23 protein-coding genes are annotated in these 23305 nt (G+C 68.0%); 6 read left to right on the top strand and 17 right to left on the bottom strand.

Annotation, left to right across the window (positions count from 1 at the left end):
• Window positions 1-132 precede the first annotated feature (132 nt).
• Together GWK18_RS03035 and GWK18_RS03030 are read left to right on the top strand one after the other, a co-directional pair.
• Window positions 133-1260 (top strand): S-(hydroxymethyl)mycothiol dehydrogenase, encoded by a 1128-nt coding sequence (locus tag GWK18_RS03035; protein WP_123825207.1) that lies wholly within the window; start codon window positions 133-135, stop codon window positions 1258-1260.
• The gene (locus GWK18_RS03030) at window positions 1260-1919 is read left to right on the top strand and encodes an MBL fold metallo-hydrolase (protein WP_166833122.1); all 660 of its coding nucleotides are present in this window, start codon (window positions 1260-1262) and stop codon (window positions 1917-1919) included. The genes GWK18_RS03035 and GWK18_RS03030 overlap by 1 nt, the downstream gene beginning before the upstream one ends.
• Before the next feature lie 76 nt (window positions 1920-1995).
• Here GWK18_RS03030 and GWK18_RS03025 read toward each other — a convergent pair whose 3' ends face one another.
• Window positions 1996-3477 (bottom strand): MFS transporter, encoded by a 1482-nt coding sequence (locus GWK18_RS03025; RefSeq protein WP_166833120.1) that lies wholly within the window; start codon window positions 3475-3477, stop codon window positions 1996-1998.
• 117 nt (window positions 3478-3594) lie between these two features.
• On the opposite strand from GWK18_RS03025, the gene GWK18_RS03020 reads away from it, so the two are divergent.
• Window positions 3595-4734 (top strand): ADP-ribosylglycohydrolase family protein, encoded by a 1140-nt coding sequence (locus GWK18_RS03020; RefSeq protein WP_166833119.1) that lies wholly within the window; start codon window positions 3595-3597, stop codon window positions 4732-4734.
• Here the strand turns inward: GWK18_RS03020 and GWK18_RS03015 are convergent.
• The 7 genes from GWK18_RS03015 to clpS all read right to left on the bottom strand — a co-directional run bounded on the left by GWK18_RS03015 (window position 4724) and on the right by clpS (window position 10146).
• Window positions 4724-5593 carry a phosphotransferase gene (locus tag GWK18_RS03015; protein WP_348535814.1) on the bottom strand — a complete coding sequence of 290 codons (870 nt, stop codon included), beginning with the start codon at window positions 5591-5593 and terminating at the stop codon, window positions 4724-4726. The genes GWK18_RS03020 and GWK18_RS03015 overlap by 11 nt on opposite strands.
• The gene (gene rdgB, locus GWK18_RS03010; protein ID WP_166833117.1) at window positions 5587-6351 is read right to left on the bottom strand and encodes an RdgB/HAM1 family non-canonical purine NTP pyrophosphatase; all 765 of its coding nucleotides are present in this window, start codon (window positions 6349-6351) and stop codon (window positions 5587-5589) included. Before rdgB ends, GWK18_RS03015 begins: the two co-directional genes overlap by 7 nt.
• Window positions 6344-7204, bottom strand: coding sequence for a ribonuclease PH (gene rph / locus GWK18_RS03005; RefSeq protein ID WP_123825213.1), 861 nt, complete (start codon window positions 7202-7204; stop codon window positions 6344-6346). Before rph ends, rdgB begins: the two co-directional genes overlap by 8 nt.
• 53 nt (window positions 7205-7257) lie before the next feature.
• The gene (locus GWK18_RS03000; RefSeq protein WP_166833115.1) at window positions 7258-8103 is read right to left on the bottom strand and encodes an MBL fold metallo-hydrolase; all 846 of its coding nucleotides are present in this window, start codon (window positions 8101-8103) and stop codon (window positions 7258-7260) included.
• The gene (gene murI, locus GWK18_RS02995) at window positions 8100-9071 is read right to left on the bottom strand and encodes a glutamate racemase (protein ID WP_166833113.1); all 972 of its coding nucleotides are present in this window, start codon (window positions 9069-9071) and stop codon (window positions 8100-8102) included. Before murI ends, GWK18_RS03000 begins: the two co-directional genes overlap by 4 nt.
• 77 nt (window positions 9072-9148) lie before the next feature.
• Window positions 9149-9730, bottom strand: coding sequence for a DUF2017 domain-containing protein (locus GWK18_RS02990; RefSeq protein WP_166833111.1), 582 nt, complete (start codon window positions 9728-9730; stop codon window positions 9149-9151).
• Window positions 9730-10146 carry an ATP-dependent Clp protease adapter ClpS gene (gene clpS, locus GWK18_RS02985; protein WP_166833109.1) on the bottom strand — a complete coding sequence of 139 codons (417 nt, stop codon included), beginning with the start codon at window positions 10144-10146 and terminating at the stop codon, window positions 9730-9732. The genes GWK18_RS02990 and clpS overlap by 1 nt, the downstream gene beginning before the upstream one ends.
• Window positions 10147-10187: 41 nt before the next feature.
• Here clpS and GWK18_RS02980 point away from each other — a divergent pair, with 41 nt between their 5' ends.
• A complete protein-coding gene (locus GWK18_RS02980) occupies window positions 10188-11516 on the top strand; it encodes a nicotinate phosphoribosyltransferase (protein ID WP_166833107.1) in 1329 nt (442 codons plus the stop codon).
• Between the two features lie 55 nt (window positions 11517-11571).
• Window positions 11572-12252: an isochorismatase family protein gene (locus tag GWK18_RS02975; protein WP_166833105.1), complete on the top strand. Its 681-nt coding sequence runs from the start codon at window positions 11572-11574 to the stop codon at window positions 12250-12252.
• Between the two features lie 57 nt (window positions 12253-12309).
• Here GWK18_RS02975 and GWK18_RS02970 read toward each other — a convergent pair whose 3' ends face one another.
• From GWK18_RS02970 to GWK18_RS02950, 5 genes are all read right to left on the bottom strand, one after another.
• The gene (locus GWK18_RS02970; RefSeq protein WP_166833196.1) at window positions 12310-14100 is read right to left on the bottom strand and encodes a DEAD/DEAH box helicase; all 1791 of its coding nucleotides are present in this window, start codon (window positions 14098-14100) and stop codon (window positions 12310-12312) included.
• A 135-nt stretch (window positions 14101-14235) separates the two neighbouring features.
• Window positions 14236-14565 carry a DUF3039 domain-containing protein gene (locus tag GWK18_RS02965; protein WP_233568768.1) on the bottom strand — a complete coding sequence of 110 codons (330 nt, stop codon included), beginning with the start codon at window positions 14563-14565 and terminating at the stop codon, window positions 14236-14238.
• Between the two features lie 54 nt (window positions 14566-14619).
• The gene (locus GWK18_RS02960) at window positions 14620-16314 is read right to left on the bottom strand and encodes a hypothetical protein (RefSeq protein WP_166833103.1); all 1695 of its coding nucleotides are present in this window, start codon (window positions 16312-16314) and stop codon (window positions 14620-14622) included.
• Entirely contained in the window at window positions 16296-17198 is a 903-nt protein-coding gene (locus GWK18_RS02955) for an ABC transporter ATP-binding protein (protein ID WP_166833100.1), read from the bottom strand. The genes GWK18_RS02960 and GWK18_RS02955 overlap by 19 nt, the downstream gene beginning before the upstream one ends.
• Window positions 17199-17325: 127 nt before the next feature.
• Window positions 17326-18306: a tetratricopeptide repeat protein gene (locus GWK18_RS02950; protein ID WP_123825222.1), complete on the bottom strand. Its 981-nt coding sequence runs from the start codon at window positions 18304-18306 to the stop codon at window positions 17326-17328.
• A gap of 102 nt (window positions 18307-18408) precedes the next feature.
• Here GWK18_RS02950 and nucS point away from each other — a divergent pair, with 102 nt between their 5' ends.
• Window positions 18409-19104: an endonuclease NucS gene (gene nucS / locus GWK18_RS02945; RefSeq protein WP_123825223.1), complete on the top strand. Its 696-nt coding sequence runs from the start codon at window positions 18409-18411 to the stop codon at window positions 19102-19104.
• Between the two features lie 36 nt (window positions 19105-19140).
• Here nucS and murA read toward each other — a convergent pair whose 3' ends face one another.
• From murA to GWK18_RS02925, 4 genes are all read right to left on the bottom strand, one after another.
• Entirely contained in the window at window positions 19141-20418 is a 1278-nt protein-coding gene (murA, locus tag GWK18_RS02940) for a UDP-N-acetylglucosamine 1-carboxyvinyltransferase (RefSeq protein WP_166833098.1), read from the bottom strand.
• 105 nt (window positions 20419-20523) lie between these two features.
• Window positions 20524-20799, bottom strand: coding sequence for a F0F1 ATP synthase subunit epsilon (locus GWK18_RS02935; RefSeq protein ID WP_166833096.1), 276 nt, complete (start codon window positions 20797-20799; stop codon window positions 20524-20526).
• Window positions 20800-20801: 2 nt separating this feature from the next.
• Window positions 20802-22268 (bottom strand): F0F1 ATP synthase subunit beta, encoded by a 1467-nt coding sequence (gene atpD / locus GWK18_RS02930; RefSeq protein WP_123825226.1) that lies wholly within the window; start codon window positions 22266-22268, stop codon window positions 20802-20804.
• Window positions 22269-22359: 91 nt separating this feature from the next.
• Entirely contained in the window at window positions 22360-23271 is a 912-nt protein-coding gene (locus GWK18_RS02925; protein ID WP_123825227.1) for a F0F1 ATP synthase subunit gamma, read from the bottom strand.
• Window positions 23272-23305 lie beyond the last annotated feature (34 nt).

The following is a 23305-nucleotide window of genomic DNA, read 5'->3' as shown; positions in this document are numbered from 1 at the left end:
CCGGGCGTCGGACACGAGTCGAGGACACGGCCGACCGGGTGGCTTCCTGATGAAGCTGACCGGTTGGCCGTGTCCTTTGTGTCCCTAGAATGGTGGCACCCTGCACGCCAACCACGAAAGCGGAGTCAATCCATGCATGAGGTCAAGGCCGTCGTCGTCAAGGCCAAGAACGAACCCGCCGTCGTCGAGACGATCCTGGTTCCCGACCCGGGCCCCGGTGAGGCGCTGGTGGACGTTCTCACCTGCGGAGTGTGCCAGACCGACCACCACTACCAGGTGGGCGGTGTCTCGGATGACTTCCCTTTCTTGTTGGGGCACGAGGCCACGGGCGTGGTGTCCGCGCTGGGCGAGGGCGTAACGGGCCTGGCGGTCGGCGATCGGGTGATCCTCAACTGGCGCGCCGTTTGTGGTGAATGCCGGGCCTGCCGTCGCGGAGAGCCCTGGTACTGCTTCGCCACCCACAACGCGAGCACCAAGATGACATTGCAGGACGGAACCGAGCTCACCCCCGCTCTGGGCATCGGCGCCTTCACGGAGAAGACGCTGGTGGCCGCCGGGCAGTGCACCAAGATCGACGGCGACCTGGAACCCTCGCAGTACGCGGCCGTTGGCCTGCTGGGCTGCGGCGTCACCGCCGGGCTGGGCGCCGTGTTGAACACCGGGGCGCTCAAGCGCGGTGAGACCGTGGCCGTCTTCGGCTGCGGCGGGGTGGGGACGGCCGCCGTCGCCGGGGCCAAGCTGGGCGGAGCCACGCGCATCATCGCCGTGGACCTGGACGACGAAAAGCTTGCCACCGCGCAGGGATTCGGTGCCACCGACCTCGTGAACTCACGCAACCAGGACCCGGTGGCCGCGATCCAGGAACTGACGGACGGAAACGGGGCTGATCTGGTGATCGACGCCGTGGGCATTGCCAAGACCTTCCAGCAGGCCTTCGAAGCACGCGACCTGGCCGGGCGCATGGTCCTGGTCGGGGTTCCGGATCCGGGGACCACGTGGGAGATTCCGCTGGACCAGGTGTTCGGCCGCGGCGGGTCCATCAAGTCCGCGTGGTACGGCGACTGCCTGCCCAATCGTGACTTCCCGATGTTCGTGGACCACTACCGGTTGGGGAACCTGGACCTGGACGGGTTCGTGTCCGAACGTATCTCGATCAACGACGTCGAACCGGCCTTCACCAAGATGCGCGAGAGCAAGGTCCTGCGCTCGGTGGTCGAACTGGAGAATCTGCACACCCTCGCCGACCAGGAGGTCCAGTGATGACCGAGATCGCCAAGGAATCGGCCGACGGCCGCGTTCGGGTCCAGAACTGCGTCACCAGTGGCACGTTCTCCCTGGACGGGGGAACGTGGGACGTGGACAACAACGTGTGGGTCGTGGGCAACGACGACGAATGCTTTGTGATCGATCCCGCCCACTCCCCGGCCGTCGTCGCCGAGGCGGTCGGTGGACGCACGGTCAAAGGCATCCTCCTGACCCACGGTCACGACGACCACATCCGCGCCGTGCAGGACACCGCAGCGCTCATCGGTGGTCAGATCCATCTGCACCCAGCGGATCGGATGCTCTGGGACAGCGTCCATCCCGATACCGCCCCGGATCACGAGTTGACCGACGGGGAGGTCTTCGAACTGGACGGCATCGGGCTGACCGTTCTGTCCACGCCGGGCCACTCCCCCGGTTCCGTGTGCTTCCACAGCCCGGAACTGGGTGTGGTGTTTTCCGGTGACACCCTCTTCCAGGGTGGCCCCGGCGCAACGGGCCGTTCCTACTCGGACTTCCCCACCATCGTCGAGTCGATCCGCGAGCGCCTTCTGGTCCTGGCTCCAGAAACCGTGGTGCTCACCGGGCACGGCGACTCGACGACGATCGGCTCAGAGGCCGGGCACGTCCAGGAATGGTTGGACCGCGGCCACTGATCCGCGAACGCCCGCAAGGCGCACCGGGGACCGACACCGATCGGTGTCGGTCCCCGGTGCGCAGAGGGTCTGTCACTCACATGCCGACGGAGGTCGAGAAGTCACCGCCCGGGGCCCAGTGTGCACTGGCCGGCATGTCCAGCGCCACACGACGGCGTCGGTCGATGAAGAGGAAGGCCGTGGCCAGCAGGAGGGTCGAAGCCATGACGGGCAGCAGCGCCACGGTCTGGTAGCCCCCGTAATTCCCCAGCCACGCCGCCAGCACCAGGCCCGCGGCCATGCCGACCTGGATGAGCACGTACGTGATCGCGCTCAGCCCGGTCGTGAGGCGCCGCGGGCTGATGATGGGCACGATCCCGAACACGGCCACCAGAGTGGGGCCGGTGGCGGCCCCGATCACCGCGAGCACCAGCAGCATGCTGAACGGTCCCGAGGGAACCGACATGAGCATGGTGGCCAGGACACTCGCGGCGGCGCACAGGATCCACAGGTTCCACGGGCGGCGGATACCGAATCCGGCCGTGATCACCGCGGAGATCGCCGACAGGAGACCGAGTGCCGCGAACTGGGCGCCGATGCTCTCGACGACGTCGATGCTGGCGGCGAAATAGACAAGGCCGATCTGCACGGAGCCCCACAACAGACCCAACCAACCCCCACCGAGAACCGGAAGGAACCGCACGATGCGCCGTGAACGCCGACGACGACGTTCAGCGCGGTTCAGGTTCTTGCTCGAGCTCACCCACAGGGCTGTGCCCCACACGGGGAGACCGGCGGTGGGATGCAGCAGCAGCATGGCGGTCGAGATCACCAGGAGCCCGGAGCCGGCCATGACCCCGACGAGGGACCCGGCCATGATGGCGATCACCCCGGCCACGAGTGCGCCCAGGACCATGGCCAAAGCGTCCATGACGGCGTCGTGCCGCATGGTCAGGGCCGGGAGTGACTGGTCGCGGTGGTGGCGGAGGATCGAGGGCCACCGCAGCCTTGTGGCAATGCCCAGCTGAGGTGAGGCGGCACCCACCAACAGACACAGGTACCAGGGCCAGGGACCGAAGGGGTCATGGGCGCGAGCCACCAGGGTCTGCACCAGCCAGAGCACCGTCAGGACCTGGAGCACGGTCTGAACCAGGATCCCCCACTGGTAGTACTTCCAGGGTGCGTACAGACCCGTGATTCCGGTCGACACGGCGTGTCCGAGATAGATGGCGGCGGCACACAAGGCCCCCCACGAACCCGAGCCGGAGGCCACCGCGACGTACACCATGACGCTCAACGGCATGACCACGCTCGGGAGGCGGACCAGCAGCGTGAGCACCAGGTACCAGCGGCCGACCACCGACTGGAGGCGACGGAAGTCGCCGAACAGGATCTCGCTCCACGAGGGCCGCGGCTCCGCGGCCAGACCGGGTGATCCGGTGAGCTGAATCCTGGAGCGCACGGGGGCCGACGGCGACTCGGCCGGGACCGCGTCGCTGGGCTCCGGGTCAGGGCTCGAGGGACCCACGGAGGGACCCGCGGAGGGCGTGGTGTTTTCGGGCTGGCTTCCCGTGCTCATCGCCCTCCTTCCGGTCGACGGTCGTGCTAGGCGCGTGGCACCGGGCCCAGACTACCGGGAGGGACGCGCAGCGGGGCCGCGGGGCTACCGGTCGGTCCAGTTCCTAGACTGGTGCGCATGTCCACCGGCACTCCTGCACCATACGCCTCCGGCCACCCCTCGGAACCTCTGTTGGATCCGGAGGTCGGGCTGCCACCTCACCCCGCCGCAGCGCACTCGCTGCCTGAACGTGTTCAGGCCGTGCTACTGGGTAGCGCCCTGGGCGACGCCGTTGCCGAGGCCGGAGCTGACGCCTTGGACGGGAGCGGTGCCACGGATACTTCGGCCGGCCCACCGCTGGCCCTGTCCGGGACCACGCAGTTGGTCCTCTACACGCTGGACGGCCTGCTGGAAGCCGTCGAATGGACCAATGTGGGCCAGCCGGCCGACGAGACCGCCTGCCTGTGGTTGGCGTACCTGCGCTGGTTGCGCACACAGGACCACCCGTGGCCCGACAACGCCCCGTCACCCCTCCCACGCTGGATCGACGCCGAGGCAGCACTGGCCGTGACGCGGCGGCCCGATGCGCAGACGCTGGCGGCGTTGTCCACGGGAGCCATGGGAGAGGTCGAGCGTCCGGTGGTCCCCGGGGCGATGGGGCCGGGTGCCATGTCCCGGTCGGTGGCCTTCGGTCTGCTCCCCGTGGGGTGGAAGTCCCTGACCACGCTGACCGTCAACGGAGCAGCCATCACCCACGGCCACCCCGAGGCGCAAGTGGCCGCCGTCGCGTATGCGTTGAGCATCCAGGCGACGGTCAACGCTGCACAGCGCGCCATCACCGAACCGGTGCGAGCGGGAGTGCAAGCCGCGCTGGAGGTGCTGCCGACCGTCACCCGTCCCGGGGAACACACGATCGCGGCGTTGCGCACGGCCCTGGACACCTCCGACGGCGCGGTGAGCCCCGAGCAGCTGCTCGAACGGCTGGGTACTGATCAGCATGAGGCTCCCGAGGCCCTGGCCGCCGGGGTCTGGGCAGCCCTGGTCGCCGAACGCAACGGTGGGGAAGCTGACCGCATGGATCACGCGCTGCACTCGGGCGCGAAGGTCGCCGTCGAGAATCCGCACGCGGTCGGGTCGGTGGCCGGTGCCCTCACCGGTGCAGGGCTGCCGGACCCGGGCGTGTCGACACGGTGGGCGCGAGCACTGCACGGTGGTTCGGCCGTGCAGGCGGCCGGGCGCCGGTGGTGCGACGAACTGGGATGGAACGTCAGTTCTTGAGCAGCTGGCGCAGCCGGGTGTCGATCCACTCGTCGGCTCGCGTAACCGCCTGATTGACCTGGGCCGTGTCCATCTCCTGGACCAGGGTGTAGGCCACGGACTGCATGGGGATGATCCGGGCGTGCAACCGGGCGCGCTGCAGGATCTCCGGGGGAACCACCCTTTCGAGGGTGTCCCACCCGAAACACAGGGCCAACGTGGCCACGTCCTGCGCCGGATCCCCCAGGCAGGCGTGGTCCCAGTCGATGACCCCGGACAGATCGTCGCCCTGCCAGAGCATGTTGTGGTTCATCAGGTCCGAATGGACCAACCGAGGTGTGACCACCTCGAGGTGCGCCAGGTCGTTGATCGCCTCCCGTGCCAGTTCACGGTTACGCGGCAGCAGCATGGGGACGACCTCCTCCAGCATGACGTGCCGACGCTTGTGGCCTCCCCAGTGCTGTCCCGGACGGTCCAGGAAGCCGTCGAAGTCCGAGGTGTCGGTGGCCCAGATCTGTTCGAGCAGGCGCCCCAGGCCGGCTGCCGGAACCCCCGCGCCCCGGTGGAAGCCGGGGACCCAGGTCAGTCCCACCGCGGTGTGGCCCTTGGCCGAAATGGTGCTGGTCAGCGGGCGGGGAACGGCGAAGTCGTACTCCGGCAAGCGGCGCAGCACTTCCGTTCGGCGCGCCAGGTTCTTGCGGGCCGACGGGTTCTTGGCGATCCGCACGGTGATGCGTTTGTCGATCTCCACCACCAGGTGGGAGGAACCGGTGGGAACCACGGACCACCGTGTGCAGTCGCTCTTCTCCCCGAGTTCTGCCAGCACGGCGTCCACGACGTCCGCGAACGGCATCATCCTGCGGAGCATCTGGGCTACCACGGCTGGTTCTCCGGTCCGGCGGGTGCGGAGCCTTCGGCGGGTTTCGCCGCTCGAAGCACGTGGAGGACGTGGGGCATCAAGGCACGAACGGCCTGGCCACGATGGCTGATCGCGTTCTTCTGCTCCGCCGTGAGTTCCGCGCAGCTCAGATCGAGCCCGTCGGGTTGAAGAACGGGGTCGTAGCCGAAACCGCCCTGACCGGCGGGCTCCGTCCGTAGCGTCCCACGCAGGATCCCGTGTTCCACGTGCTCGTACCCGTCGGGAGTCACCAGTGCTGCCGCGCACACGAACTGGGCACCGCGGTGCTCGGGGGCGATGTCCCCCAGCTGAGCCAGCAGCAGTTCCAGGTTCGCCCTGTCCGCCCCATGGGTGCCCGACCACCGAGCCGAGAAGATCCCGGGAGCGCCGCCGAGCACGTCCACCGCCAGCCCGGAGTCATCTGCCACGGCCGGAAGTCCGGAAGCGGCGGCCGCGGCACGCGCCTTGATCAGGGCGTTGGCCTCGAACGTGGTTCCGTCCTCGACGGCCTCCACCAGGCCGAGTGATCCGGCGTCGACGACGGCTGCCTGGGCGTCCAGCTCCGGGGCGGCCGCGGCAACCATGTCCCGAAGTTCCGACAACTTGCCCACGTTGTGCGTCGCGAGGACCAGACGCGCACCGTCAGGAGCCGGGGACGGGTCGTCTCCGTCCCCCGCGACGGCATGCTCGGACCGATCGTGACGAGGACTCGCGGGTGAGTCGGGTTCCGGGTCAGGCATCTCGTGTTTCCCCCAGTGTCTGTTGCTGGATCTGCGCCAGTTCCGCGCAACCGGCCACGGCCAGGTCGAGCAGGCTGTCCAGTTCCTGACGGTCGAAGGGCGCACCCTCCGCCGTGCCCTGGACCTCGACGAAGGCCCCGGACCCGGTGACCACCACGTTCATGTCGGTCTCGGCCCGTACGTCCTCCGGATACGGCAGGTCCAGCATCGCGACGCCGTCGATGATGCCGACAGAGACCGCGGAGACGGAATCGACCAGGGGCTGGCCCTTGACCAGTCCCTCCTTGCGTGCCCAGACCATTGCTTCGGCCAGGGCCACGTAGGCGCCCGTGATGGCAGCCGTACGGGTTCCACCGTCGGCCTGCAGGACGTCGCAGTCCAGGACCACGGTGTTCTCCCCGAGTGCCTGGAGGTCGATGATCGCGCGTAGGGACCGACCGATCAGCCGTGAGATCTCGTGGGTCCGCCCACCGATCTTGCCCTTGACCGATTCGCGCTGCGAGCGGGTGGAGGTGGCCCGCGGCAACATGGCGTACTCGGCGGTCACCCAGCCTCGGCCCTCCCCACGCATCCAGCGCGGGACCCCTTCGGTCACGGACGCGGTGCACAGGACCCGGGTTCCGCCGAACTCGATGAGAGCGGATCCTTCGGCCTGCTGGGACCACCCGCGGGTGATGGTGATGGGACGCAGTTGGTCCACGGTGCGGCCGTCCGCTCGGCGGAAGCCGGTGCCGGCGGTGACCTGCGTGGAATCACCGACTGTGGAATCACCGGCTGCCGAACCAACGACGTCCGACGGGGTCGTGGTTTCGGTGGTCACTGCGGCGTTCGCTGCGGAGGCGTCGGAGCTCATGCGACTCAGGATAGTCCCGCGCAGGACTCACACCAACGCGGACGGGCCGGTGATCAGCCCTCGCGAGCACCCACGCGGCCGTTGACCGCGCGGCCGGCCAGGCGTTCGGAGTCGGCGACGATGCGGAAAGTCGTGGCGGGCTGTGCCAAAGCGATCGGGCCGTCGTACGCGGAGGCGGCCTCGATGACGGCCTTGGTCGGGGAGTTCCAGACCGGGATGTGGGTGAGCATCAACTCGTCCACTTCAGCTTCCTGGGCTGCCTGACCCGCGCGCAGACCGGTCAGGTGGACGTCGCGGTATTCGTCGCGGCCTTCCTGGTAGGCGGCCTCGCACAGGAACAGGTCGGCGTCGCGGGCCGCCCGTACCAGGCCCTCGCACGAGTCCGTGTCTCCGGAATAGGTCAGCACGCTGCGGCCCTGGCCGCCGTCGTATTCGACCCGCAAGGCATAAGGGTCCTCGACCGGGTGGTTCACCCGGTAGGGGGTCACGCGGAACGGTCCGATCTGGACCTGCACCTCGTCCTGCCATGCGTTGAAGATGAACTCCGTGGACATCCCCGGGGCGGCCTCCATGGCCTGGGCCGCCGCGAGGTATTCGTGAGTCCCCTTGGGCGCCCAGACCGGGATGCGGTCACCGGGCCACCCGCGGGGGTCCCACTTCACGGCGACGTGCAGCCCGGCCAGGTCCACGCAGTGGTCCGGATGGAGGTGACTGATGATCACGGCGTCGAGTTCGTGCAGGTCGATGTGGCGCTGCAGGGAACCGAGGGAACCGTTGCCCATGTCCATGAGCACGTGCCAGACCCGCCCGTCGTGGTCGGTGCCCGTCAACAGGTAACTCGAGGCCGGCGAATCGGGGCCCGCGAACGAGCCGGTGCAGCCGATGACGGTGAGGTTCATGCCTTGTTACCTTTCGAGGTCGAAGGGACGGGCCGCGCTCCGTTGCGGGCCTCCATCAACATTTCCGGGGTGACCTTGGACAGCGATCCGGTGGGGAACTGCTCGGCCACGGAGCCGACATGCCGCACCCGCAGCACCTCCGGGCCCAGGAATCGCCGCGCGAGTTCCTCGAAGGGTTCGGGGTCCCCTGTGGCCAGGAATTCGTGCGGCTCGTCAGCGGGGACAGAACGGGCCAGGTCGTGACCCATGAGGGCGCGGAACACGTCCTTGGCGGTCTCCTCCGCACTCGAGACCAGGGTGACCCCCTCGCCCATGACGTAGGAGATCACGCCGGTCAGGAGCGGGTAATGGGTACAGCCCAGGACCAGGGTGTCGATGCTGCGCTCCTGCAGCGGAGCCAAGTACTCCTCAGCGGTGGCCAGGACCTCGGGGCCCGTGGTGACGCCCGATTCCACGAACGGGACGAACCGCGGGCAGGCGACGGAATGGATCTCCAGCTGCGGGGCGGCGGCGAACGTGTCCTCGTAGGCCCGCGACCCGACGGTGGCCTGTGTGGCGATCACACCGACCCGCCCGTTGCGGGTGGAGGCCACGGCGCGACGGACGGCCGGCTGGATGACCTCGACGACGGGGATCCCGTAGGTCCGGGTGTAGCGCTCGCGGGCGTCACGCAGCACGGCCGCCGAGGCTGTGTTGCACGCGATCACCAGGAGCTTGACTCCCGTGTCCACGAGTTCGTCCATGATGCGCAACGCGTGGGCCCTGACCTCCGCGATCGGCAGCGGACCGTAGGGGCCGTTGAGGGTGTCCCCCACGTAGACGATGCGTTCATTGGGCAACTGATCGATGATCGCTCGCGCCACGGTGAGACCGCCCACACCGGAATCGAACACTCCGATGGGTGCATCCGCCACGGGACGCACTGTGGGGCGGTCGTCGTCGACCGGAACGCTCAAATCGGGGTGCATAGACCCCAAAGAGTAGTCGGCTTTCCACCGACCCCTCGAACCGAGAGACGCACCTCACTTCATGAATGAGACGCAGATCACCGCTTGATGTGATCCCCCGGCAGGTCCAGCAACATCGCCTCGACCAATGAATTCAGTAGCCAGGAAACGAATCCGTAGACCACCGACATGTAGGTCTCGGGGTCGTCGACGTCGTTGACGTCCACGGACGCGGCGAGTTCCTCGATCCTGCGGGCGTCGTCCGAGGATTCGACGTGCAGTCGCGTGGCCAGGACCAACCGGACGTCATTGAGTGCGCGGGAGAAGTCCACGGCCCCGTCGCCCTCCAGCTGCACCGGATCGTGTTCCACGGCCATCGCGGCACGACGCAGGGCACCCACCTTCTCCTCCCGCAGGCTGCGGTCGGTGTAGCGCCGGAACTCCTCGGCGCGCTCTGGATCGGTGGAACCTTCGGGCAACAGTCTCCGAAGGGCTGGATCCTGGGGAGCCTCGACGTCTCCGGAGAGCCCGACCAGTTGCTCCAGCGGATCCTCCGAGGTCGTGTGATCGCCTTCGAGCATCGTGACGACGTCTTCGAAGAGCCGCCGCAGCAGGCCCCTCTCCTGGGGGTCCAACCGAGCGATCAATCCGGGCGGCGTGGAACGAAACGGCTGCGCCATCAGTGCCGACCCTCCTGGTTTCCACCGGCGTTTCCGTCGTTCTGTCCCCCGGCGCGTTCGTACGTGGCCCAGAGCCCGTAACCGTGCAGAGCAGCCACGTGCTTCTCCGCCTCCTCCAGGGTCCCGGAGGTCACGACGGCTCGCCCGTCGGTGTGGACGGCCATCATGAGCGTGTGTGCCTTGGACTGCGGGAAGCCGAAATAGGTGCGGAAAACCCACGTCACCCAGCTCATCAGATTCACGGGGTCGTCCCACACCACGACCTGCCACGGTGTGTCCGTGGAGACCTGTTCCGATGCGCTGGTCTCCGTCCGCTCGTCCACGGCGGGCCCCAGGGTTGCGGTAGAACACACCGACAGGGGCAGGGCCGCGCGAGCGGATCGGCCACCGTGCGGAGGGTGCTTCGTGAAGATCATGATTGCTCCATGGTACGGGCCCTCCGACTAGAGTGGCGCGTGTGAACGCACAGACTTCCACCTGGACCCCGGCACCGACGTCGTTGCTCACGGACCACTACGAACTGACCATGCTGCAGGCCGCGTTGCGGGACGGCACGGCCGAACGCCGAAGCGTCTTCGAGGTCTTCTCCCGCCGCCTCTCCGCCGGGCGACGCTACGGCATCGTCGCCGGAACGGGACGGTTCCTCGAAGGCCTGCGGGAGTTCCGTTTCGAAGGACCTCGCCTGGACTTCCTGCAACGCACGGGAGTGATCGACTCCGCGACGGCCAATTGGCTGGCCGAGTTCGAGTTCACGGGCCAGATCGACGGATACGCGGAGGGCGAGGCCTGGTTCCCCAACTCCCCCGTGCTGCGCGTCGAAGGCAGTTTCGCCGAGGCCTGCGTGCTGGAGACCTACATCCTCTCCGTGCTCAACTACGACTCCGCCGTCGCCTCCGCGGCCTCGCGTATGACTTCGGCCGCGGGCAGCCGCCCCTGCCTGGAGATGGGTTCCCGGCGAGCACACGACCAGGCCGCCGTCGCCGCGGCCCGCGCCGCCGTGATCGCAGGATTCACGGGGACCTCCAACCTGGAGGCCGGGTACCGGTACGGGGTGACCACCATCGGGACGGCGGCACACTCCTTCACCCTGCTCCACGACGACGAAGAGTCGGCCTTCCGTTCCCAGCTGCAGGCCCAGGGCCTGGGCACCACCCTGCTCGTGGACACCTACGACGTCGAAGCAGCCGTCCGCAAGGCCGTGGAGCTGGCCGGGCCGGAACTCGGTGCGGTGCGCCTGGACTCCGGTGACCTGGCCGTCCAGGCGGTGCGGGTCCGGGAACTGTTGGACGAACTGGGCAATCCGGACACCAAGATCACCGTGACCTCCGACCTGGACGAATACGCCATCGCGGGCCTGGCTGCGGCACCGGTCGACTCCTACGGGGTGGGCACTCGCCTGGTCACCGGCTCCGGGGTTCCCACGTCCTCCATGGTTTACAAGCTGGTGGCCCGCGAGAACGCCGCGGGCGACCTGGAGCCCGTGGCGAAGAAGGCCACGGGCAAGGGGTCGATCGGCGGCCGCAAGACCGCCCTGCGTCGTCGCAACGCCCAAGGCGTGGCCACCCACGAGATCGTGGGCATCGACACGGTCCCCGTCGACGACGGCGACGACCGCCCCCTCATGCAGCCGTTCGTCCGCGACGGGGAACTGTTGGACGGATGGACCGGGCCGGATGCCGTCCTGCGAGCGCAACGACGGCACGCGGAGACCATGGCCGAACTCCCCCGGGCGGCCGCGCGGCTGTCCGAGGGCGAACCCGTCATCCCGACGGTCCTGGAATCCTGACCTCACGCGAGCCAACACCCAACGGAACCGACCCGGAGACGAGAGGATTGCCGACATGTCCAGAGCATTGATCGTGGTGGACGTCCAGAACGACTTCTGTGAGAACGGCTCCCTGGCCGTTGAGGGAGGCGCGGCCGTGGCCGCTGCCGTCTCGGAGCACATCGAGGACCGGCACGGGGACTACGCCGCCGTGGTGGCCACCCAGGACTGGCACGTGGACCCGGGGGCGCATTTCTCCGAGACTCCGGACTATGTGGACTCCTGGCCCGTGCACTGCGTGGCCGACACCGAAGGCGCCGAACCGCACGAAGACTTCGAGACCGACCGGGTCGAGGCGTGGTTCCGCAAGGGCGAGTACGAGGCCGCCTACTCGGGCTTCGAAGGCGTCCTCGCCCCGGACACCTCCACGCCCATGGGCGTGTTCGAGGAGGAGACCGCCGACGACGAAGGATTCGCCAACACGGGTGAGTCCGCCGAGGACGAGGCGGAGGGATCCGCAGCAACCGACGGCCCGTCGCAGAGCCTGGACGACTGGTTGCGGGAACGGGGGATCGACTCCGTGGACGTCGTGGGGCTTGCCACCGACCACTGCGTGAAGGCAACGGCGCTGGACGCCGTCGACGCCGGGTACGACACCCGCGTGCTGGTCGCGTTGACCGCCGGGATCACGCCGGAGTCGGTGGAGCGCGCCCTGACCGACATGGCCGACGCGGGCGTCGAGGTGGTTCGGGACTGATCGGCGGGGGCCGGGTCAGCGGGTCCGGATCTGCTGGTCCGACTCACCCGGCCGGACTCACTTGCGGCCGATGAACCAGTTCTGCATCTTGGCCAGTCGCGCTTCCAGCTGCTCCTGGGTGGCCTGCGCGACGGCCGGACCGCCGCAGGCCTTCCGCAGCTCGTTGTGGATCACACCGTGCGGTTTGCCGGTGCGCGCCGACCAGGCCGAAACGTTCTTGGCCAGTTGCTGCCGGAGTTCCTTCATCCGTCGGTGGTCGGGGACGGACGACTTCTCCTGCGGACGTGACTGGCCGTTGGACCGCTTGCGCGCGTGCTCGGACTGCCGCTCCCGCAGCAAGGTCGTGACCTGCTCGGCGTCCAGCAGGCCAGGGATCCCCAGGTAGTCCGCCTCCTCCTCCGAACCGGCCGCCACACCACCACCGAACTCACCGCCGTCGAAGAGCACCCCGTGGAAGGAGGCATCGGACTCCAGGGCCTTGAACTTGCCGTCCGCCAGTTCGGAGGAGGCCCGTTCGGATCGGTTGGCGGCCTCCAGGGCGTCGTCGTCCCATCCGGTTTCCGCCAGGTCGATGATCTCCCCGCTGTCCTGTGCGGGGCGGTCCAGCGCGTGATCGCGCTCCTGTTCCATCGAGTTGGCATGGCCCATCAGGACCGGGACGGACGGCAGGAATACGGAGGCGATCTCCCCGCGTTTGCGGGCGCGGACGAAGCGCCCCACGGCCTGGGCGAAGAACAGCGGCGTGGAGGTCGACGTCGCGTAGACCCCGACCGCCAGACGCGGAACGTCCACGCCCTCGGAGACCATGCGGACCGCGACCATCCAGCGCTGCTCGCCTTCGGAGAACTCCTCGATCCGACGCGAGGCCTCCTTATCGTCGGAAAGCACCACCGTGGGCTTCTCGCCAGTGAGCTTCTCCAGCAGTTGTGCATAGGCCTTGGCGTCCTGGTGGTCCGTGGCGATCACCAGGGCGCCGGCGTCCGGGACCGTGCGTCGTACCTCGGAGAGTCGACGGTCGGCCCCCTGCAGAACCGCCGGGATCCACTGCCCGTCCGGGGCCAGCGCGGTACGCCAGGCATGGCCGGTGATGGACTTGGTGAAGCCCTCTCCCAGTTCCGCGGCCATCTCCTCGCCGGCCGAGGTGCGCCACCGCATCTGCCCGGAGTAGGCCATGAAGATCACGGGGCGGACCACGTGGTCCTTGAGCGCGTCCCCGTACCCGTAGGTGTAGTCGGCCTTGGAGCGCCGGATGCCGTCCGCGTCCTCCTGGTAGGTCACGAACGGGATGGGTGCCGTGTCCGAGCGGAACGGCGTACCCGTCAGGGACAGACGACGAGCGGCCGGTTCGAAGGCCTCGCGGAGCCCGTCGCCCCAGGACAGGGAGTCACCGGCGTGATGGATCTCGTCCATGATGACCAGGGTGCGGCCCTGCTCGGTCCGGGCCCGGTGCAGCAGCGGCTTCATGCCGACCTGCGCGTAGGTCAGGGCCACGCCGATGTAGCCCCGGGCGTGCTGGCCGTCGGCGTTCTTGAAATTGGGGTCGATGGCCAAGCCCACCCGCGCGGCGGCATCCGCCCACTGGCGTTTGAGATGCTCGGTGGGGCATACGACGGTGATCCGGTTGATCGCACCGCGGTCCACGAGTTCCCGGGCGAGGCGCAGGGCGAAGGTGGTCTTCCCCGCACCGGGGGTGGCCACGGCCATGTAGTCGCGGGGCTGGGTGGCGAAGTAGCGCTCCAGTGCCTCTGCCTGCCAGGCGCGCAACTTGCCCGCAGTGCCCCACGCCGCTCGTTCGGGGTATGCCGGAGGCATTTCGGCGGCTGAACCGCCGAAGAGCGTGGGTTGCATCTCATCGGACACGGGCGAAGCAGAACCTTTCACACATGACAATCCCGCCGAGTGTCCGTTTACGGTCGCCCAACGGGGGCGGAAATGTCCGAACTCGGACACTCGGCAGGGGTGGGACGGGGCGGGGTGGGCCGGTCAGTTGGAGGGGGTGTCCCCGCCGTCCTTGGGTGCCTTCAACCCGTCGTAGATTTCCTTGCAGGTGGGGCAGACCGGGAACTTCTGGGGGTCACGCCCGGGGACCCACACCTTGCCGCACAACGCGATCACGGGCTCCCCGGACAACGCCGACTCCATGATCTTCTCTTTGCGCACGTAGTGGGCAAACCGCTCGTGGTCGCCCGGCTCCTGCAGTTCCCGCGTCTCCTCGCGTTCGATCGTGGAGGTGCCGCCCACGGGCTCCGTGGAGGTGCTGCGGGAGAACGGCCAGGGGCCGGCCACGGTCAGGTGCGAATCGTGGGAAGTCATGCGCGCCAGTGTACTCGCCGGGCCCGACGACGCCGCGACCCGGGCCATGCCGGTTCACCGATACGTGGAGACCGTGGCCAGCAGCTCGGGGCCCCGCGCGTCGAGCCATTTGCCGCCAAACCACACGCCACCGGCGCACAGCAGGGGCCCCAGAACGACGCCGACCGCCAGCGCGGCGAATCCCCATCCGGGTGCCCCTGTGACCATTTGCACGATGAGCAGTACGACCACGGGCAACGCCATCACGACCATGACCGCGAAGACCACGAACTGGACCAGGACGTTCAGCACGGTGAAACCCTGCGGTGTCTTGAACGGCGACTGGCCCGGCAGCGGCACCGGGTACGTGTACCGGGCCGAGACCACGGAACTCAGCCCGGCACCGCCCAGCAGAGACATGGTCGCCACACCCACCAGGGCGGGCAGCAGGTCCAGCCGATCCGTGAAGATTGCCGACAGAGCCACACCGAGCGCGGTGAGCGGGACACCCGGCAGCAGCATGCCGATCACCCGCCCCAGTCGATCCGCCCACCCGGGAACACCGGTCAACAGGTGCAGGGCGAAGGCCTTGTGGTCGTAGGCCACGTCCGCGGAGATGGCATAGGCCATCAGGAACCCAACGAAGGGCCCCGCGAAGATCAGGAGGTTGGCCCCGTTCATGGAGGAGAACCAGAACAGCACGAACATCACCGGGATGATCACGAGCGAACCCGAGTACCGGGGATCCTTGAGCCAGTAGGTCAGCGTACGGGCCGTCACGGCCGCCCACGGTTTGGCCGGAAGCCGGTCGAAGAGTCCCGCTCCCTTGATCCGGTTGCGTCCCCCACCGGAATTGACCGCACCCGTTGCCTGCTCCAGGGACCTGCGCAGCGCAGCGTCCCACGCCCACAGCAGCAAGCCCACCGTCAGCACGACGACGGCCAACCGCGCGGCCGCGGCCAACCAGTTCCCGGCGGCCACGTCCGCGGGAACTGCCCACAGGGCACCCACCGGTGTCCAGCCCACGACGTCGGCGATCGAGTACAACCGTTCGCCCAGGGAGTCCACACCGGCGAACAGCCCCGTGAGGATCGGCCCGGTCAGCATGAGCAACACCAGGAAGATCAGGGTGATCGCATCCCCCACCCGCCGTTTGGCGGAGATCCTCTCGGCCAGTGCCGTGAGACAACGATTGCCCAGGACCATGAAGAACCAACCGACGGGGCCCAGGAGGAGGGCCGTCACCAACGCAGCTGCATCCTGACGCCAGACGAACGCGTGGACAATCAACGCGACCAGCGTCAGGGGCCCCGCGATTCCGACCAGGGCACCCAGGATCTGGCCCGTGGCGATTCCCCTCCGCGGCAACGGAAACACCGCGAACTGGCTCGCGTGCAGAGTGGCATCCGCCCGGCCGGACACGATGGCGAACACCCACCACAGGACCGTCCCGCCCGCGGCGACCAGGATCGCCGTCGCACGGACCCCTTCGGGTGGAAGGATGCCCGGTACGCTCACCAGCGCGATGCCCGCGAGTGACATCATGAACAGGCCCCACAGCCCACCCAGGGCGACGCCGACGATCACGGCGATGCTGCGGGTGAGTACGGCCCAGGTGAGGCGCGCCTTGAGGCCGAACAGCAATCGTGCCGTCCGCAACGTCCCGGGCCCGCGTCCGTTTGCGGATTCACGGCCAGGCGACGGTGTGGCGGCGCGGCCCGGCGACGGCGCCGTGCCGGGGCCGAGACTGGTCACCGAGGACGAAGCCATGTCAGCCCCTCTCCCACGTGCGTCCGTCCACCGACCAGGTCGACGAAGGTCTCCTCCAGGGACGAATCACCCCGGACCTGTTCGACCGTGCCCGCCGCCAGCAACCGCCCGTTGTCCACGACGGCCACGTGGTCGCACATGCGCTGCACCAGGTCCATGACGTGGCTGGAGACGATCACGGTGCCGCCGGAGGCCGCATAGTCCTGGAGCAGTTCGCGGATGTTGGTCGCGGAGACGGGGTCGACGGCCTCGAACGGTTCGTCGAGCACCAACAGTCCCGGTGCGTGCACCATGGCGGCGGCCAGCATGATCTTCTTCCGCATACCGGCCGAGTAGTCCTGGACGGCCGTTCCGCCGTCGTCGGTGAGGTCCATGGCGCGCAGCAGGTCCTCGGTCCGTTCCCGCACCGTGTCACGGTCCATTCCGCGCAACAGCCCGGCGTAGGTGACCAGCTGGCGGCCGGAGAGGCGCTCGAAGAGATTCATGCCGTCCGGCAACACGCCCATCGCCATCTTTGCCGCCCGCGGATCACCCCAGACGTCGATGCCGGACACCGTGGCGCGTCCTTCGGTCGGCCGCAGCAGTCCGGTGAGCATGGACAGCGCCGTGGTCTTGCCCGCGCCGTTACGCCCGACCAGCCCGTAGAAGGCCCCGTGCGGAACGTCCAGGCTGAGGCGGTTCACCGCGATCTTGGACTGGGCGGTCCCGATGCCGAAGACCTTGGTCAGACCGCGCAGGCTCACCGCCGAGTGCGGGTCGGGCTCAGGACCGGGGGCCGGTGGCAGGAAACCCGTGCGGACCTCGCCCGATCCGGGGTAAGGCGCGGCCGCACCGGATGGCGACTCTTGTTCGCTGGGCTGGACAGGAGGCGACTCTTGGCTCATACGTCCAGGCTAGCGACCGGGCTCACACCACCCCACCCGTCGAAAGGATGAGCTCCTACGTCACCGGAGCACCGTCTCCCCCGCGAGGTCACCTGCGCCTCCTCCCGGGGGACCCCGGGACAAGGCCTCAGAACAGGGCGCGCATCAGCTGTGAACGGGCGGACACCACGCGGGGGTCCTCCGCCCCCACCACGCCGAAGAGTTCGACCAGGCGCTGCCGCACGGTTTCGCGTTCCTCACCCGCGGTACGACGGACCACGTCGAGCAGGCGACGGAAGGCGTCCTCCACGTGGCCGCCGGAGACATCCAGGTCCGCCACGTCGAGCTGGGCCGTGACGTCTGCCGGGTCATCAGCGGCGGCCTTCCGGACGGCGTTGGCGTCCATGGTGGTCACGCGCTTGAGCAACTGCACCTGAGCCAGGGCGAGCTTGGCCTGGTTGTCCCCCGGGTTCTCCCGAATGGCCTGTTCGTAGGCCGCCTGGGCGCCGTCGAGATCCCCCGCTTCCAGCTTGTCAACCGCCTCCTGGTGCAGCGGCGGCAGGGGTTCCGGCTCGGCGGACGTGGTGGGTTCGACGCGACCGTTGACGCCGTTCTGTTCGGCCAGCGTCAGCAGTTCCGTGAACACGGGCGCCAGTTGTTCGACGGGGACCGTGGACTGGGCGATCGGGACGGGTCGCCCACCGATCATCGCGACGACCGTGGGCACCGACTGCACCTGGAGAGCCTGAGCCATTTCGGGCAGTCGCTCGATGTCCGCCACCGCCAGCAGAAGCCGCCCGTCGAACCGGTCGATCTCCGCCGAGACCTGATCGGCGAACTGGGTGGATTCGGGTGAATAGCTCGCGGTCAGAACCAGAACCACGGGCACCTGGGCGGAAAGTTCTGCGACCTCCTGGAACTGCTGGATGTCCCCCACGTCCCGTCGGTACGACGCCCCCGCGTCCCCCGGCGTCGAGCCGTCCGGTCCCGCCTGGGGGGCTGCCGAGTTCGTCCCGGCGTGGCCACCCACCGTGGCTGCGGCACCCAGGTCCACGGCCCCTCGGACCGAGGCGGGAACGGCGTCGTCGGGCTGGGCACGGGCTGCGGGATTCTGCGGGTTCATGCTCATGGGCTCGAGTCTAATGGTGTCCCCGGAGGCGGGCAGAACCGCCGTCGGACTCCCCCGTTGCGCGGGACGACCACCCCCGTCCCCTGTGGGAGACTGTCCGCCGTGCGTGTTGTGATCGCTGACTGCTCCGTGGACTACGAAGGCCGTCTGACGGCCCACCTGCCGCTGGCCCGCCGCCTGCTCATTCTCAAGGCTGACGGTTCCGTGCTGGTGCACTCCGACGGCGGCAGCTACAAGCCCCTGAACTGGATGTCACCCCCGGCCCGGTTGACCACGGCGGCCCCGACCCCGGACCAGGCCGCCGTGGGGGTGACCGACGTCTGGACCGTTTCGGCCACCAAGTCGGACGACAAACTGCGCATCCTAGTGCATGAAGTGCACGAGGAAATCTCCCACGAACTCGGTGTGGACCCCGGACTGACCAAGGATGGCGTGGAGGCGGACCTCCAGCGTCTGTTGGCTGAACAGATCGAGTTGGTCGGCACGGGATCCACCCTCATCCGCCGGGAGTACCCGACCGCCATCGGTCCCGTGGACATCCTGGCCCGCGACGCCGACGGTGCCACGGTTGCGATCGAACTCAAGCGTCGCGGGGACATCGACGGCGTCGAGCAGTTGACCAGGTACCTGGAGCTGCTCAACCGCGATCCGCGTCTGGCCCCGGTGCGCGGCATCTTCGCGGCCCAGCAGATCAAACCGCAGGCCAAGGTGCTGGCTACCGACCGCGGGATCGACTGCATGACCCTGGACTACGACGCCATGCGCGACGTCGACGACAAGGACGCCCGGCTGTTCTGAGTCCGGCTGTCCGTTGCGGACTGGCCCACTCAGGGCTCAGAACAGCGGCGCCGCCAGGTGCCGTTCCACGGTGGCACCCGCGTTGGTGAGGTTCTCCACGAAGTGTTCGTACCCGCGGTCGATGTGCCCGATGCCGATCACCTCGGTGGCGCCTTCGGCGCGCATGCCCGCAATGACCAGAGCCGCACCGGCCCGAATGTCCTTGGCCTCGACCGGAGCCCCGGAGAGCTGCTCCATGCCGTCCAGCCAGGCGTGGTGACCGTCGAGTCGCACGTAGGCCCCGAGCCGCTCGAGTTCGGCGGTGAATCCCCACCTGGCCTCGAACACGTTCTCCGTGATCATTCCGGAGCCTTCGGCCACTGCGTTCATGGCGACGGCGAACGGCTGGAGATCCGTGGGAAACCCCGGATACGGGAAGGTCGAGATGTTGACCGCCTTGGGCCACTCCGGTCCCTGGACCTCGAACCCGTCCTGACGCAGCGTGATCTCGCATCCGGCACCCCGCAGCTTGTCCAGCACGATGCTCAGGTGCTCGGCCTCGGCACCCTGGACGAACACACGCCCACCGGTGATTGCCGCCGCGAACGCCCAGGTTCCCGCCACGATCCGGTCCGGAACCGTTCGGTGTTCGACCGGACGCAGGGACTCCACACCCGTGATGGTCAGGCGTGAGGTGCCGATGCCCTCGATCTGTGCACCCATCTCCACCAACATCTGGCAGATGTCCACGATCTCCGGCTCCCGGGCCACGTTCTCCAGAACGGTGACCCCGTCCGCCAGGGAGGCAGCAGTCATGAGATTCTCCGTGGCGCCCACGGACGGGTACGACAGGTGGTACTCGGCTCCGCGCAGGTGGTCCGACACGGAGGCCTTGAGGTACCCGGCTTCCGTGCGGAACCGGGCACCCATCGCCTCGAGTCCGGCCCGGTGCATGTCCAGGCCACGGGTACCGATGGCATCGCCTCCGGGCAACGCGACCTCCGCGGCGTTGCACCGCGCGATCAGCGGCCCCAGGACGGAGACCGACGCGCGCATGGCCCGGACCAGGTCGTAGTCGGCCTGGTGGTGCAGCGACTCCGGAACGTCGATGTCAACCCACCGCTCACCGCGGTTGTACGTGACCTGGCAACCCAGCCGACGGAGCAGTTCCGCCATGATGGTCACGTCCTGGATCTCCGGGACGTTGGTGATGCGGGAGCGCCCCACGGCCAACAGAGTTGCGGCCATGAGCTTCAGAACACTGTTCTTGGCTCCGTACACGGGAAGCGTGCCGTTCACAGCGGTCGGTCCGTGGACGACGATCTTCTCTTCCATCACTTCTCCTGCACTTGCCGGCTCGAGTCTTCTCGGGTGCTGTCCGGGGCCCGCACAGAGCGAGGCCCCCGCACAAACTGTACGGGGGCTTCGCACGGATACCGGTCAGCGGCTTTCGCCGGGGCCTTCGTAGTGGTCGGCGACGATCGTCACACGATTGCCGTCGACGGAGACGAAACCGCCGTCGATCTGGCCTTCGATGCGCTGCCCGTCCACGGGGTCGATCACGACCCGCCCGGGAACCAGCACACCGGCGGTGGCCACGTGACCCGAGAGGATGCCGAGGTCACCATCGGTGGTGCGCACGATGACCTGGCGGGCCTCGCCGTGCCACACGGGCTCGGAGAGCTCGACGATCTCGACGATCAGCGGAGCAGCCATGGTCACTTCTCTCCGGTGGAGCGCTTGATCTCGTCCCACTTGGCCATGACGTCGTCCAGGCCACCGACGTTGTAGAACGCCTGCTCGGGAACGTGGTCCAGCTCGCCGTCGCAGATCTTCTTGAAGGAGTCGATGGTCTCGGCCACGGGAACGGTCGAGCCCTCGACACCCGTGAACTGCAGGGCGGTGTAGGTGTTCTGCGACAGGAACTGCTCGATGCGCCGGGCACGGGACACGACGACCTTCTGCTCCTCGGAGAGCTCCTCCACACCCAGGATCGCGATGATGTCCTGCAGTTCCTTGTTCTCCTGCAGGATCGACTTCACACGGGTGGCGACGTCGTAGTGCTCCTGGCCCACGTACTGCGGGTCGAGAATGCGCGAGGTCGAGGCCAGCGGGTCGATCGCGGGATACAGGCCACGGGAGGCAATGTCACGCGAGAGGTTGGTGGTCGCGTCCAGGTGGGCGAACGTGGTGGCCGGTGCCGGGTCCGTGTAGTCATCGGCCGGGACGTAGATCGCCTGCATGGAGGTGATCGAGTGGCCACGGGTCGAGGTGATGCGCTCCTGGAGCACACCCATCTCGTCCGCCAGGGTGGGCTGGTAGCCCACGGCCGAGGGGATGCGGCCCAGCAGGGTCGAGACCTCGGAACCGGCCTGGGTGAACCGGAAGATGTTGTCGATGAACAGCAGCACGTCCTGGTTCTGAACGTCGCGGAAGTACTCCGCCATGGTCAGGCCGGTCAGGGCGATGCGCAGACGCGTTCCAGGGGGCTCGTCCATCTGGCCGAACACCAGGGCGGTGTCCTTGAGCACCCCGGCCTCTTCCATCTCGACCCAGAGGTCGTTGCCCTCACGGGTGCGCTCGCCCACACCGGCGAACACGGAGGTACCGCCGAAGTTGCGGGCCACACGGGTGATCATTTCCTGGATCAGCACGGTCTTGCCCACACCGGCGCCACCGAACAGACCGATCTTTCCGCCCTTGATGTAGGGGGTCAACAGGTCGATGGACTTGATGCCGGTCTCCAGCATCTCGGTCGAACCCTCGAGATCGGCGAAACCCGGTGCAGGGCGGTGAATCGGCCAGCGGTCCTTGATCTCAAGTTCGCTGTTGTCCACGTCCAGGGCGTTGCCGACGACGTTGAAGATGTGGCCCTTGACGACGTCGCCCACGGGGACCGAGATCGGGGCGCCGGTGTCCTGCACCTCGGTGCCGCGAACCAGGCCGTCGGTCAGCTGCAGGGAGATCGCACGCACCAGGTTGTCACCCAGGTGCTGAGCGGTCTCCAGGTAGATGGTCTTGGACTCGCCCTCGAAGGTCAGCTCGGTGGTCAGAGCGTTGTAGATGTCGGGCATCTGGTTCTCGGGGAACTCGATGTCCACGACCGAGCCCTTGACGCGCGCGACGCGGCCGATGGCGCCAGCGGCAGGCTGGGTGTCCTGCTGCTCGTTGATGGTGGCAGTCATGTCTCTCACTTCACTTGTCGTGTGTGGCGGGTGTGGGGTGGGCGCGTGACGCGCGTCGCCGTCGTTGGCGGGCCCGAGGGCCCGACGACGGTCAGAGTGCTTCGGAGGCGGAAACGATCTCGGTCAATTCGGTGGTCACTTCGGCCTGGCGGGCGTTGTTCATCAGACGCGTGTACTTGCGAATGAGTTCATCCGCGTTGTCACCGGCCGACTTCATGGCCCGCTGACGCGAGGCGAGCTCGGAGGCAGCGGCCTGGCACAGGCACGAGTAGATCCGGGCCCGGAAGTACCGCGGCAGCGCCTTGTCAAGGAACTCCTCGGCGTTGGGCTCGAACTCGAACTCCTGGGAGTTGCTCTCCAGCTCCGGCAACGACTTGGTGATGTCGTCGTTGAGCGCGTTGGCGTCCACGACTTCCAGCGGAAGCAGGCGGAGAACCTTCGGCTCCTGGGTGACCATCGAGTGGAACCGCGTGTAGACCAGGTGAATCTCGTCGATCCCACCGGCCTCGTAGTCCGCAGTGAAGGCGTCCAGCAGCACGTCGGCGACTTCGTGCGCACGCTCCGTGCTGGCGTTGTCCGTCTCACCCTCCCAGAACTTCTCGTAATCGCGTCCGCGGAAGTCGAAGTACTGCTTGGCCTTTCGTCCGACCAGGTAGATCTTCACCTCACGGCCGTCGTTGTGCAGCATCTCCAGGAGTCCCTCGGCCTGCTTGAGCACGTTGGCCGAGTAGGACCCGGCCAGACCGCGGTCGGAGCTGAAGACGACGACGGCGGAGCGCCGGACGTCGTCGGTGCCGCGCAGGAACGGGTGATCACCCGAGGTCTGGGTGACCACCTGCGACAGCAGTCGCGTCAGTGCGTTGGCGTACGGCGAGGCAGAGCTGATCCGCTGGCGAGCCTTGTTGATACGCGAGGTCGCGATCATCTCCATCGCCTTGAAGATCTTCTTCATCGACTGCGTGGAGGAGATCTTGTTCCGGTAGACCCGGATCTGCGCTCCCATGTAGCTTCCTTTCGTTACCGCCCGGGGCGCCGCA

Origin of the sequence: Kocuria sp. JC486, assembly GCF_011602805.1 — a bacterium.
Classification (GTDB): Bacteria; Actinomycetota; Actinomycetes; order Actinomycetales; family Micrococcaceae; genus Kocuria; species Kocuria soli.
Note: the sequence above shows the minus strand (reverse complement) of the source record. Positions and strands in the feature narration are given on the sequence as shown.

Coding starts and splice junctions, on each gene's coding strand:
- atpD (WP_123825226.1), bottom strand. CDS start 22,268: ATGACTGCCACCATCAACGAGCAGCAGGACACCCAGCCTGCCGCTGGC.
- rdgB (WP_166833117.1), bottom strand. CDS start 6,351: ATGCCTGACCCGGAACCCGACTCACCCGCGAGTCCTCGTCACGATCGG.
- GWK18_RS02970 (WP_166833196.1), bottom strand. CDS start 14,100: ATGCAACCCACGCTCTTCGGCGGTTCAGCCGCCGAAATGCCTCCGGCA.
- GWK18_RS02955 (WP_166833100.1), bottom strand. CDS start 17,198: ATGAGCCAAGAGTCGCCTCCTGTCCAGCCCAGCGAACAAGAGTCGCCA.
- GWK18_RS03025 (WP_166833120.1), bottom strand. CDS start 3,477: ATGAGCACGGGAAGCCAGCCCGAAAACACCACGCCCTCCGCGGGTCCC.
- GWK18_RS02935 (WP_166833096.1), bottom strand. CDS start 20,799: ATGGCTGCTCCGCTGATCGTCGAGATCGTCGAGCTCTCCGAGCCCGTG.
- murI (WP_166833113.1), bottom strand. CDS start 9,071: ATGCACCCCGATTTGAGCGTTCCGGTCGACGACGACCGCCCCACAGTG.
- GWK18_RS02950 (WP_123825222.1), bottom strand. CDS start 18,306: ATGAGCATGAACCCGCAGAATCCCGCAGCCCGTGCCCAGCCCGACGAC.
- GWK18_RS03000 (WP_166833115.1), bottom strand. CDS start 8,103: ATGAACCTCACCGTCATCGGCTGCACCGGCTCGTTCGCGGGCCCCGAT.
- GWK18_RS03035 (WP_123825207.1), top strand. CDS start 133: ATGCATGAGGTCAAGGCCGTCGTCGTCAAGGCCAAGAACGAACCCGCC.
- GWK18_RS02960 (WP_166833103.1), bottom strand. CDS start 16,314: ATGGCTTCGTCCTCGGTGACCAGTCTCGGCCCCGGCACGGCGCCGTCG.
- rph (WP_123825213.1), bottom strand. CDS start 7,204: ATGAGCTCCGACGCCTCCGCAGCGAACGCCGCAGTGACCACCGAAACC.
- GWK18_RS03030 (WP_166833122.1), top strand. CDS start 1,260: ATGACCGAGATCGCCAAGGAATCGGCCGACGGCCGCGTTCGGGTCCAG.
- GWK18_RS02990 (WP_166833111.1), bottom strand. CDS start 9,730: ATGGCGCAGCCGTTTCGTTCCACGCCGCCCGGATTGATCGCTCGGTTG.
- murA (WP_166833098.1), bottom strand. CDS start 20,418: ATGGAAGAGAAGATCGTCGTCCACGGACCGACCGCTGTGAACGGCACG.
- GWK18_RS02965 (WP_233568768.1), bottom strand. CDS start 14,565: ATGACTTCCCACGATTCGCACCTGACCGTGGCCGGCCCCTGGCCGTTC.
- clpS (WP_166833109.1), bottom strand. CDS start 10,146: ATGATCTTCACGAAGCACCCTCCGCACGGTGGCCGATCCGCTCGCGCG.
- GWK18_RS03020 (WP_166833119.1), top strand. CDS start 3,595: ATGTCCACCGGCACTCCTGCACCATACGCCTCCGGCCACCCCTCGGAA.
- GWK18_RS02925 (WP_123825227.1), bottom strand. CDS start 23,271: ATGGGAGCGCAGATCCGGGTCTACCGGAACAAGATCTCCTCCACGCAG.
- GWK18_RS02975 (WP_166833105.1), top strand. CDS start 11,572: ATGTCCAGAGCATTGATCGTGGTGGACGTCCAGAACGACTTCTGTGAG.